The sequence below is a fragment of the Methylobacterium sp. A49B genome (assembly GCF_053346215.1).
The window spans coordinates 23,929-33,862 of the sequence record NZ_JBKFBO010000119.1; the positions used below are offsets into that span (position 1 = coordinate 23,929).

The window sequence follows — 9,934 nt, forward strand, 5'->3', positions numbered from 1 at the left end:
CAAGGGCGGACAGGTCCGTTGCTTAACCCGGGGTTCAGCCGCCCGCCGAAATACAGGCGCCCTACGGAGATGTGAGACGCCCACCCGCATGACGATCGCCACCCGACCTCAAGCCGCCCCGACCCGCCGCTCCCTTCTGGCCGGAGCGCTGGGCGTCGCCGCGGGGTCGCTTCCTCGGCAATCCTGGGCCGCGGATCCGGAAAAGGCGGCGCCGTTTCCCGGACCCGGCGACGCCTTCGGGCCCGATACGCTCACCGATCTCGCCCGCGCGCGTGCGAAGGCGCCCTACGTCGCCCCGAAGACCAACGACGTGCCGGCGGTTCTCAAGAACCTGTCGCGGGAGGTCTACGAGGCCATCCGACCGGCCGAGGGGCGCGCCGTCTGGGCGGACCGGAGCCTCGGCTACACACTCGAACCCCTGCTGCGCGGCGCGATCTTCGACACCGCGGTGTCGCTCTACCTCGTCGAGGACGGGCACGTGCAGCCGGTCGCCTACGACAAGACGGCCTACCTCACGCTGGGCGTCGAGCTGCCGGAGCTGACCGCCGAGACGGCCTTCTCGGGCTTCCGCTTGCGCGCAAAGTTCGACGACGGCGAAGAGCCATCGAACTTCGCGCTGTTCCAGGGCGGCTCCTTCTTCCGCCTCGTGGCGCAGGGACAGGATTTCGGCATCAACGCCCGAGCCCTGGCCCTGCGACCGGCCGACTCGCGGGGCGAGGAGTTCCCGCTGTTTCGCGCCCTGTTCATCGAGGCGCCCGCACCCGGCCAGCCGATCGTGGTCCATGCGCTCGCCGAGTCGGAATCGGCGACGGCGGCGTTCCGCCTCACGCTGATGCCCGGCCGCGAGGTCTCGACCGCGGCGATCGACGGCACCGTGTTTGCCCGGGCCGATCTCGACCATATCGGGCTGGGCGGCATGCAGGGCAGCTATCTGTTCGGCGCCCTCGACCGGAACCGCGTCGACGATCTGCGTGCGGCCGCCTTCTCGGTCGAAGGCCTGGCGATCCGCAACGGCTACGGCGAGCCGATCTGGCGACCCGTCCACAACCCCGAGACCCTGCAGGTCTCGGCCTTCCTGGACCGGGGCCCGAAGGGTTTCGGCCTGATGCAGCGCGCCCGTGCCTATGCCGATTTCGAGGACGACAAGCGGCACTGGGAGCAGCGTCCGTCCCTCTGGCTCGAGCCGCAGGACGATTGGAACGAGGGTTCGGTGACGCTGCTCGAGATCCCGAGCGATTCCGAGCTGAACGAGAACGTCTTCGCCTATTGGCGGCCCAAGGCGAAGCTCGCCAAGGGCAACGAGATGCGGTTCCTCTGCCGCCAGCACTGGTCGAAAGGCTGGCCCGATCCCCTGCCACCCGAGATCGCGCGGGTGCGCGACAGCCGGTGCGGTCATGGCAGCGGCGGCAACCGTCGCCTCTTCGCCGTCGACTTCGAGGGCGACACGCTGTTCCAGCCCGGCGACATCGCGGTCGATCTCAGCGCCTCAGCGGGGACGATCACGCGTCAGGATCAGTTCCGATACCCGGAGCGAAAGACCCTGCGGATCCTGTTCGAGCTCGACCCCGGGAGCGAACGGGCGACCGAATTGCGTCTCGCTCTGAGGCGCGGACAGGCGCGAATCAGCGAGACGTGGCTGTTTCGGTGGACCGCATGAACCCCGTCGACCTCCAATCCCGAGGGGCAGCCTCCGCCATGCCGTTGGACGAGACCAGCACCCTCGCGGACCCGGCGCCTCGGAGTCCGACCGAGCCGGGCCTCTCGAACGGCCAGGCGGATTTCGGCCTGCCGCCCGAGGCACCGCTGGCGATGCCGCCTCAGGATCTTGCCCGCTGGGACCGCGAATCTGGCCATGTGCCCGTCCGGCCGGCAGGATCCCCTTGGCTCTCCCGCCTCGCGGTCTTCGGCGGCGCCACGGTGCTGACAGCCTACGGCGGCTGGCAGATGGTGCAGACCGTCTCGGTCTCCGGCAGCCCGACCGCGCTGCAGCTCGTTCTGGTGGTCCTCTTCTGCCTGACCTTCTCGTGGATCGCCCTGGCGTTCACGAGCGCTCTGCTTGGCTTCGGTCTGCTGCTGCGGCCCGGACCATCCACGCGCGAGCCCACGGCCCTGTCGAGCCGCACGGCGGTCCTGATGCCGGTCTACAACGAGGCGACGGCGCGCACCTTCGCGGGCGTCGAGGCGATGCACGAGGCCGTGGCCGCCACCGGGCTCGGCAAGCACTTCGACTGGTTCGTCCTGTCCGATTCGACCCAGGCCGACGCCTGGATCGCGGAGGAAAGGGCCTATCTCGAACTGCGTGAGCGGTTGGGCCCCGAGGCCCGGCTCTATTATCGCCATCGGCCGAAGAACCATCACCGCAAGGCGGGCAACATCGGAGATTTCGTCAGCCGCTGGGGCGGTCAGTACGACCACATGCTCGTGCTCGACGCCGACAGCCTCATGAGCGGCTCGGCCATCGTGGCACTCGCCGCCGCCATGGAGGCGGATCCGGACGCGGGCATCATCCAGACGCTGCCGCTGATCATCAACCGGAACACCCTGTTCGCCCGGCTTCAGCAATTCGCGGCCCGGATCTACGGGCCGGTGATCGCCGCCGGGCTCGCCGCCTGGTCGGGCCGGGACGGCAACTACTGGGGCCACAACGCCATCATCCGGACGCGGGCCTTCGCGTCGTCCTGCGGCCTGCCCGACCTGCCCGGGAAGCCGCCCTTCGGCGGCCATATCCTGTCGCACGACTTCGTCGAGGCGGCGCTCATCCGGCGGGCCGGTTGGGCGGTCTACATGCTCCACCGGCTGCCGGGGTCCTATGAAGAGAGCCCCCCGTCGCTGATCGACGTCGCCGTCCGCGACCGACGCTGGGCACAGGGCAATCTCCAGCACGCGCGGGTGATCGGCGCGGCCGGCCTCCATCCGGCGACGCGCCAGCACTTCGCCACCGGCATCGCCGGATACCTCGCCTCGCCCTTGTGGCTCCTTCAACTGGTGGTCGGTATCCTGCTGGTGCTGCAGACCGCCACGGAGCGGCCGGACTATTTCGGCGGCGCCGGGTTCTCACCGGTGTTCCCGCGCTTCGACCCGGTCCGCGCCCTCCAGCTCTTCGGCCTCACCATGGCTGTGCTGCTGGCCCCGAAGATCCTGGGTCTGATCCTCGCCCTCCTGAACGGTCCGGTCCGGCGCGCCTGCGGTGGCGCCGGGCGGCTCGTCCTGTCCAGCCTCGTGGAGATTCTCCTGTCCGCCCTCGTGGCGCCCGTCGCGATGGTGGTCCAGTCCGGCTCGGTGGCGAGCATCCTGCTCGGCCGCGACACGGGCTGGAACCCGCAGCGGCGCGACGACGGCTCGATTCCGCTGCGGGACATCATCGCCCGGCACAGCTGGCATACGGCGCTCGGCCTCGTCGCCGGGATCGCGGCCTTCGCCATCGCGACCTCCCTGTTCCTCTGGATGAGCCCCACGATCCTGGGTCTCGTTCTGGCGATCCCGATCTCCTGGGCGAGCGGCCAGCTCGACCTCGGCCTCGCGCTCAAGCGTCGGGGCCTCCTCGGGACGCCCGAAGAGGCGGCGCCGCCCGAGATCGCCCGGCACGCCGGCGCCCTGACGGCTCGCAACGCCGCGATGGGGTTCGATACGGCCGATGCCCTCGCGTCGCTCCACGCCGATCCCGCCCTGGCGCAGGCGCATGCCCGGATGCTGCCGCCCGGACGATCCAGGCCGCGCGGCGCGATCGACCCGGACCAGACCCTGGCCACCGCCAAGATCTGTGAAGCCGAGACGGTAGCGGACGCCCAAGCCTGGCTCTCGGCGAAGGAGCGCATGGCGCTGCTGCATGATCGAGCACTGGTGGACAGGCTGATCCGCCTCTGACGGGCTGTCGCGGACAATCGCTCCTTCCTGGCCCCGCGCAATGAGACGGTCGGTTTGCACGGCGGCTCATCGTGAGCGCGGGCGGACGCGCATCGGGTCGCAGATCGCGAGTCGGCTTCAACGATCCGTCGGCGAAAACCCTGCACCGCGCGGTTGTCCCAAGTGACAAGCACGACCCCAGCCCGACCAGCCCCAGACCTCGCGGATGACCGGCCTGTGAGAGGCGGTTAACCATTCGGGTCCTAGACTCGCATGATCGCAACCGGATCTGCCTATGACCCTGATGCTCGCGTTCCTGCTCCTGCCTCTGGCAGTGGCCATCGTCCTCGCCCGCGGTGAGCCGGTGCGCACGATCAGCTGTCTCGGCGCGATGGGCGTCGGCTGTGTCATCGCCTGTTCGAGCGTGGTGAGCCTGATCCGCCACCGGGCATGAGCCATCCCGGCGCCTCGCCTCGCTGCGCCTAGGGTGTCAGAGCAGTCCGACTTGGCGCGGGCTGCCCCCGAGGGTTCGCCCTGCGCGCGCGACAAGCTGCGAGAAGGCCAAGGCTGCCGCGGTCGCCTGAGCCCGTGATGGGAAGCTCCGTCGCGATATCAGAACGGTCTCATCGGTCTCGTTCAGGAGAACCCAGGACCACAGCGACCGGCTGCTCTCGCGAATCTCGAACTGCACGGGACGCCTGCCTTCCTCGGACATGCGAAGCGCAACACTTGCATCGACTTGTGACGACCCGATGACGTGACCGCATCGCCGTCAAGCGCCAGCAGGACCTGACACTGTTTGCACGTCGATCAAGACGAGTTCCGCGAGTACGCGGAGTGTGACTAGTCTATCGATGCCAGGGCCGATCACGAAACACGGTGACTGGAAGCTGGCACCGCGGCGACGATATCGGCGATCGCTATTTACGGAACGCCTCTCCACAGGAACCCTGGTGCTTGCGTGGCGATCGCGCAGACGGGGCGAACACCCACCGGCAGGCACGCGGTGGCAACGGCGCGTGAGCGCCTCCTGAACAGCGCATGCGCGCCGGTTCGGGGAGCGCGAAGACCCAAGCGACAGATCCTCGTTCGGCGCAGGCGCCCACGCCTTGTTTCCGGCGGCTTCGCGTCTGAGGCTCCGCGGCGCGAGCACTATCGCGAGCCAGAAGCCTCGCGGCCCGCCGGAGAGTACATGAAACCCGTCAATGCGCTCATCGCGGAGGAACTCGGCGTCGCGGAGGCGCAGGTCGCTGCGGCGGTCGCGCTTCTGGACGGCGGAGCCACCGTCCCGTTCATCGCCCGCTACCGCAAGGAAACGACCGGAGCGCTCGACGACACGCAACTGCGCAGGCTTGAAGAACGCCTGACTTATTTGCGCGATCTCAATGACCGCCGACGCGCCATCGTGGCGAGCATCGAGTCCCAGGGCCATATGACGCCGGCGCTGACGGCAGCCCTCGACGCCGCCGACACGAAGGCGCGGCTGGAGGATCTCTATCTGCCCTTCCGACCGAAGCGGCGGTCGAAGGCGCAGACAGCCCGCGAGGCGGGTCTCGCGCCGCTGGCCGAGGCACTGCTGAAGCAACCGGAACGCAGGCCCGAAGCGACGGCGGCGCCGTACCTGTCACCCGAACGCGGAATCACCGATTCCGAGGCGGCCCTGGAGGGAGCCCGGGCGATCCTGATCGAGATGTTCGCGGAGGATGCCGACCTCGTCGGCCGCCTGCGTGCGGACTTCTGGCGCGGTGGACAGCTCGTGTCACAGGTCCGCAAGGGCAAGGCGCAGGAGGGCGCCAAGTTCACCGATTACTTCGACTGGTCCGAACGCCTCGAGCGTATGCCCTCGCACCGCGTGCTGGCGATCTTCCGCGGCGAGCGCGAGGGCGTGCTCGACGTGCGTCTGGAGGCCGAACACGCTCACGCCCAGTCCGGCACCCCGAGCCCGTTCGAGACGGCGATCGCGCATCGGTTCGGGATCGCCGCGCGGGCGCGCCCCGGCGACGCTTGGCTGCTCGATACCGTCCGCGCGGCGTGGCGCACGAAGATCAGACCCGGCATCGCGCAGGATTCGCGCACCCGCCTGTTCGAGCGCGCCGAGGACGAGGCCGTGACCGTGTTCGCCGGCAACCTGAAGGATCTGCTCTTGGCCGCGCCGGCCGGTGGCCGGGCCACGATGGGGCTCGACCCGGGCTACCGGAACGGCGTGAAGGTGGCGGTGGCGGATCGCACCGGCCGGATCGTCGCGGTCGAGACGACCTATCCGCACGAGCCTCAGCGCCGCTGGCGGGAGGCGGTCTCGAGCCTCGGTCGGCTGTGCCAGCTCCACGGCGTCGAACTCCTCGCCATCGGGAACGGCACGGCCTCGCGCGAGACGGAGCGGCTCGCCGCCGAGATCGTCGCCGAGAACCCGAGCCTCAAGCTCGCGAAGGTGGTGGTGTCCGAGGCGGGCGCCTCGGTCTATTCCGCCTCCGAGATCGCCGCCCGCGAATTGCCCGATCTCGATGTCTCGCATCGCGGCGCGGCTTCGATCGCCCGGCGTCTTCAGGATCCCCTCGCGGAACTCGTGAAGATCGATCCGAAATCCATCGGCGTCGGCCAGTACCAGCACGATGTCAGCGAGGCGAAGCTGTCGCGTTCACTCGCCGGGGTCGTGGAGGATGCGGTCAACGCCGTGGGTGTCGACGTGAACACGGCCTCCCCTGCCCTCCTCGCGCAGGTGTCGGGACTCGGGTCCGCGCTCGCGGGCCGGATTGTCACGCATCGAGACTCGCACGGCCCGTTCCGGACGCGCGCGGCGCTCAAGGCTGTGCCGGGTCTCGGCCCGAAGACCTTCGAGCTGGCCGCAGGCTTCCTGCGGATCCAAGGAGGCGACGATCCGCTGGACGCGTCCGGCGTCCACCCGGAAGCCTACCCGGTGGTGAACCGGATCCTGAAGGCAACGAAAAGCGATATCCGTGTCCTGCTCGGCAACGCACCGGCCCTCGGCCAGCTTTCGCCCGCCGCCTTCGTCGACGCGCGTTTCGGCCTACCGACCGTGCGCGACATCTTCTCTGAGCTGGAAAAGCCAGGACGCGACCCGCGGCCGGCCTTCCGGACCGCGCGCTTCCAGGACGGTGTCGAGTCGATCGGCGATCTCCGGCCGGGCATGCAGCTGGAGGGTGTTGTGACGAACGTGGCCGCCTTCGGCGCCTTCGTCGATATCGGCGTCCATCAGGACGGCCTCGTCCACGTCTCGGCGATGGCGCGCCGGCGCGTGGCATCGCCCGCCGAAGTGGTGCGGATCGGCGAGGTCATCCGGGTCCTCGTCCTCAACGTCGATGTGCCGCGCAAGCGGATCGCCCTCTCGATGCGGCTCGACGACCCGGTCGATACGGCCGGACCCACCCGGCAAGCCGGCGGAGCGGCCCGCGAACCGCAACGAAGCCGCTCGACCGAGTCATCGGGCGCGGCGGCGACCGGCCCCCTCGCCGAGGCGCTCAAGCGGGCTGCTGCCGCACCGTCACGCCGCCGATGATCCGATTGCTCAACATGCGGGGCTGCCGGGACGTCGGATCCCTCGGTCGGTGGGCGCCGTGCCGTGATTAGCAAATCGTCAACGACAAAACGGGCACGATCCCGAGGATAGGGTTGCCCGTCTGAATCGGACGCGTGTCCCGTCTTCGGTATCGATCGATGCAAGCACGCCCAGTCCTCGAAGCCCCGCCCAGCCCGATGATCGGCCAGGCCCGCCTGCTCCGAGCAGCGTTCGAGGGCGCGGATCTGGTCGCGCTCGCGCAGCACATCGCGTCCCGGGCGAACAACGGTATGGTCGAAGCGGGCGCGGCGCTCGATCTGGCGACGATCTTCCTCCTGCTGCACCGCTTCGAGGAGGCGCTCAAGCTTCAGAACGACGTTCTTCAGAGCCATCAGCATTTCATGCTGCGGTCGAATGTGCCGGAGGCCCGGACGAGGGTCCTCGTCATCGCCGCGCCCGGCGATCTCATGGCGAATACGCCGATCGACTTCCTCCTGGACGATCCGGCCTTCTCCGTGGAATACCTCTTCGTCCTTCCCGGGCGGGAGGCGCCGCGGCAGCTTCCGGACCATGACGCTGTCATCGTCGGCGTTGCCTATTCCCGGGCGCACGAGCCGATACTCGAAGCCCTGAGCGAGGCCGCCGCGCATTGGCTCCGGCCGGTCATCAATCATCCGCGCCATGTCCTGAGGACCTCGCGCCACGGCATCGCCGAGGCGCTGGCGCACGCGCCAGGGATCCTCGTCCCACGCGTCGTGCGCGCCGGCAGGGTGGACCTCCTGGCAGAGGGGGGTGCCCTGCCGGAGGGCTTCGAATTCCCGGTCCTGGTCCGACCGGTCGACACGCATGCGGGGAACGATCTGCGGAAGATCGAGGATAGCGCCACGCTGAGAGAGGCGATCCACGGTACGGGCGCGGACGAGATCTACCTGACAGAATTTTGCGACTACAGGGATGCGGACGGCTTATTCCGCAAGTATCGGATCGCTCTCATCGATGGGGCGCCATTTCTCTGCCACATGGCAATCCGGGATCATTGGATGATCCACTATCTGAACGCCGGCATGCTCGAGGATCCGGACAAGCGGGCCGCGGAGGCGGCAGCGATGAGGACGTTCGATCAGGACTTCGCCCTTCGCCATCAGGAGGCGTTCGCCGAGATGCACCGGCGCCTGGGACTGGATTACGTCGTCATGGATTGCGCGGAGAGCCACGATGGCCGGCTGCTGATCTTCGAAGCGGATACCGGCATGGTTGTCCACGACATGGATTCCGCCGACATGTTTCCGTACAAGCCGCCACAAATGCGCAAGGTGTTCAAAGCTTTTCAACAGGCGCTGAGCGAGCGTTGCCGCTTCGCGTGAGTGCACCACCCCTTATCCGGTCCGAGCGCTCATGACGGTCGATCATCGGTTCGGGAGCAGGGCCACGGCAAGACGGGCCAGCCGTCCCTCAAGATGCGTTGCGACGAGACAGAGCTCCGCGCGAACTGGAAAGTCCGCGCAGAGCTCTGTCTCGTCGAAGATATCGATGGCGTCGCCGGGGGCCTCGCTGGACCAGCCGGCCCCGGTGCGGTCAGAGCTTGAAGGCTTGCTCGCCGATGTGGCCGAGTTCCTTGCTCAGATACGGATCGCACCAGATCCTGAATCCCAGCGAACGGACCCGATCACTGAAATCGTAATCCTCGCCGATATTGACCCCTGCTTCCTCATCGACCCTGAAACGGAAGTACGGGCGTTTCAGACGCTCAAACACCGTCGATTTCACCAGGAGAAACCCGGTGGGAATCCGCGCCATTTCCAGCAGGCCCTTCGGCGCATCGGCCGGCTGTTCCGGCAGGATGTCACCCAGGAAATTAAAGGGTGCCGTGCGGCGGGAATAGGTCGCACCGATGATATCGACGTTGCGCACCAGCAGCTTCAACAAGGCGTCGCGTGGAAACGTCATGTCGCTGTCGATGAACAGGATGTAATCGGCATTCTGCTTCTGTGCGAACTCCAGGCCTAAGTTGCGCGCATCCGCGACGATAGAAGATTTGCCGACCACGATTGACATCGGCATCTCGCCGAGGGTGTGCATCATCGACCCGAGGCTGACAGCAAAATCCGCATGAACCATCGTGCCGCATGGGATCGCCACGGCGACGTGCGGAATCGCCACCGGCGCGCTCGCGTTCGGACGGCTGGCTTCGAGGGTTGGCTGAGCGATCACGTCCGGACTCCAAACCTGCTGCGGTGCCGAGCCCGTCCGCCCGCTGCACCGGATAGGCCGGCGCGGGCGCACGCGTCGTAGTTCGACAACCGCTCCGCTTATGTCTGAAGATGGTTAATAGGAATTAAACGGCCTTCGAATTCACGCAAACAAGCTTTATTGAAGAAATGACCGATTAACGATCGATCCGGGTTCCCGGGACAGGATCGTTTTTTTAACGACCGCGAAACTCTTGGAGGGCGATTACTGCAGCGCCCAAGAAACGGGTAGCTCAAATCAGAAAGATCGAACGATGTCCTCCATCACCCTGTCGGCCGCCACGCGTCAGAACCTGCTCTCGCTGCAGGACACGGCGCAGCTGATGGC

7 protein-coding genes are annotated in these 9,934 nt (G+C 67.6%); 5 read left to right on the plus strand and 2 right to left on the minus strand.

Features of this window, described 5'->3' with window-relative positions; all coding sequences use genetic code 11:
- The first annotated feature begins 88 nt into the window (after nt 1-88).
- From ACLBX9_RS24050 to ACLBX9_RS24060, 3 genes are all read left to right on the plus strand, one after another.
- On the plus strand, nt 89-1,657 hold the full coding sequence (locus ACLBX9_RS24050) for a glucan biosynthesis protein D (RefSeq protein ID WP_447720705.1): 1,569 nt from the start codon (nt 89-91) through the stop codon (nt 1,655-1,657).
- A 38-nt stretch (nt 1,658-1,695) separates the two neighbouring features.
- Nucleotides 1,696-3,864, plus strand: a complete 2,169-nt coding sequence (gene mdoH / locus ACLBX9_RS24055) for a glucans biosynthesis glucosyltransferase MdoH (protein WP_447720710.1) — start codon at nt 1,696-1,698, stop codon at nt 3,862-3,864.
- Nucleotides 3,865-4,138: 274 nt separating this feature from the next.
- Nucleotides 4,139-4,297 carry a hypothetical protein gene (locus ACLBX9_RS24060; RefSeq protein ID WP_010683610.1) on the plus strand — a complete coding sequence of 53 codons (159 nt, stop codon included), beginning with the start codon at nt 4,139-4,141 and terminating at the stop codon, nt 4,295-4,297.
- Nucleotides 4,298-4,333: 36 nt separating this feature from the next.
- Here ACLBX9_RS24060 and ACLBX9_RS24065 read toward each other — a convergent pair whose 3' ends face one another.
- Nucleotides 4,334-4,534, minus strand: a complete 201-nt coding sequence (locus ACLBX9_RS24065; protein ID WP_039893052.1) for a hypothetical protein — start codon at nt 4,532-4,534, stop codon at nt 4,334-4,336.
- 501 nt (nt 4,535-5,035) lie between these two features.
- On the opposite strand from ACLBX9_RS24065, the gene ACLBX9_RS24070 reads away from it, so the two are divergent.
- Nucleotides 5,036-7,357 (plus strand): Tex family protein, encoded by a 2,322-nt coding sequence (locus tag ACLBX9_RS24070; protein WP_447720706.1) that lies wholly within the window; start codon nt 5,036-5,038, stop codon nt 7,355-7,357.
- Nucleotides 7,358-7,554: 197 nt separating this feature from the next.
- A complete protein-coding gene (locus ACLBX9_RS24075) occupies nt 7,555-8,721 on the plus strand; it encodes an ATP-grasp domain-containing protein (protein ID WP_447720707.1) in 1,167 nt (388 codons plus the stop codon).
- A gap of 211 nt (nt 8,722-8,932) precedes the next feature.
- On the opposite strand, the gene ACLBX9_RS24080 is transcribed toward ACLBX9_RS24075, so the two are convergent.
- The gene (locus ACLBX9_RS24080) at nt 8,933-9,568 is read right to left on the minus strand and encodes a glycosyltransferase (protein ID WP_010683613.1); all 636 of its coding nucleotides are present in this window, start codon (nt 9,566-9,568) and stop codon (nt 8,933-8,935) included.
- Nucleotides 9,569-9,934: the final 366 nt, after the last annotated feature.